This is a genomic window from Streptomyces sp. NPDC057638 (genome assembly GCF_042800315.1).
GTDB lineage: Bacteria > Actinomycetota > Actinomycetes > Streptomycetales > Streptomycetaceae > Streptomyces.
Map to the genome: position 1 here is coordinate 1 of NZ_JBHVHF010000607.1, position 1,377 is coordinate 1,377.

Here is a 1,377-nt window from a genome sequence, read left to right on the forward strand (position 1 = left end):
TCTCAGGCGCGGGCCGTCGCCCGTACCCAAACCCTTCTCAAGGGCGAGAACGGCATCGGCACCGTCCGGCGCACCACCCTCCCCGGTGGGCTGCGGATCGTCACCGAGACCCTGCCCTCCGTACGCTCCGCGACCTTCGGCATCTGGGCGCATGTCGGCTCCCGGGACGAGACGCCGTCACTGAACGGCGCCACGCACTATCTGGAGCACCTCCTCTTCAAGGGCACCCAGCGCCGTACCGCCCTGGACATCTCCGCCGCGATCGACGCGGTCGGCGGCGAGATGAACGCCTTCACGGCGAAGGAGTACACCTGCTACTACGCCCGGGTGCTCGACACGGACCTGCCGCTCGCCATCGATGTCGTCTGTGACATGCTCACCGGCTCGCTGATCCTCCAGGAGGACGTCGACGCCGAGCGCGGGGTGATCCTCGAAGAGATCGCCATGACGGAGGACGACCCGGGCGACTGCGTGCACGACCTCTTCGCGCACACCATGTTCGGCGACAGCCCGCTGGGCCGTCCCGTGCTGGGCACCGTCGACACGGTCAACGCGCTCACCGCCGAGCGGGTCCGCCGCTTCTACCAGAAGCACTACGACCCGACCCATCTCGTCGTCGCCGCCGCGGGCAACGTCGACCACGCCACCGTCGTACGCCAGGTCCGCCGCGCGTTCGAGCGGGCGGGCGCCCTCACCCGTACCGACGCCGTCCCCCTCGCCCCGCGCGACGGGCGGCGCAGCGTGCGCACCGCGGGCCGGGTGGATCACCTCGGCCGCAGGACCGAGCAGGCCCATGTGGTCCTCGGCATGCCGGGCCTCGCCCGCACCGACGAGCGCCGCTGGGCGCTCGGGGTGCTCAACACGGCGCTCGGCGGCGGGATGAGCTCACGGCTCTTCCAGGAGGTCCGGGAGAAGCGCGGCCTGGCCTACAGCGTCTACTCCTACACCTCCGGCTTCGCCGACTGCGGTCTGTTCGGGGTGTACGCGGGCTGCCGCCCCAGCCAGGTCCACGACGTCCTCAAGATCTGCCGGGACGAACTGGACCGGGCCGCCGCCGAGGGCCTCAGCGACGACGAGATCGGCCGCGCCATCGGCCAGCTCTCCGGCTCCACGGTCCTCGGCCTTGAGGACACCGGGGCGCTGATGAACCGCATCGGCAAGAGCGAGCTGTGCTGGGGCGCGCAGATGTCGGTCGACGACATGCTGGCCCGGATAGCGGCCGTCACTCCCGACGATGTCCGCGCGGTCGCCGCCGAGGTCCTCGGGCAGCGTCCGTCCCTCGCCGTCATCGGCCCGCTCAAGGACCGCCAGGCCGACCGTCTCCACGAGGCGGTCGCCTAGGTCTCTGCCCGGTGCCGGACGCCCGCCGTCCGGCAC

Annotated in this window: 1 protein-coding gene; it reads left to right on the forward strand. The window is 71.7% G+C overall.

What is annotated here, in order from left to right:
- On the forward strand, positions 1 to 1,341 hold a 1,341-nt coding region (locus tag ACFVIM_RS35155), incomplete at its 5' end, for a M16 family metallopeptidase (RefSeq protein ID WP_384310455.1).
- Positions 1,342 to 1,377 lie beyond the last annotated feature (36 nt).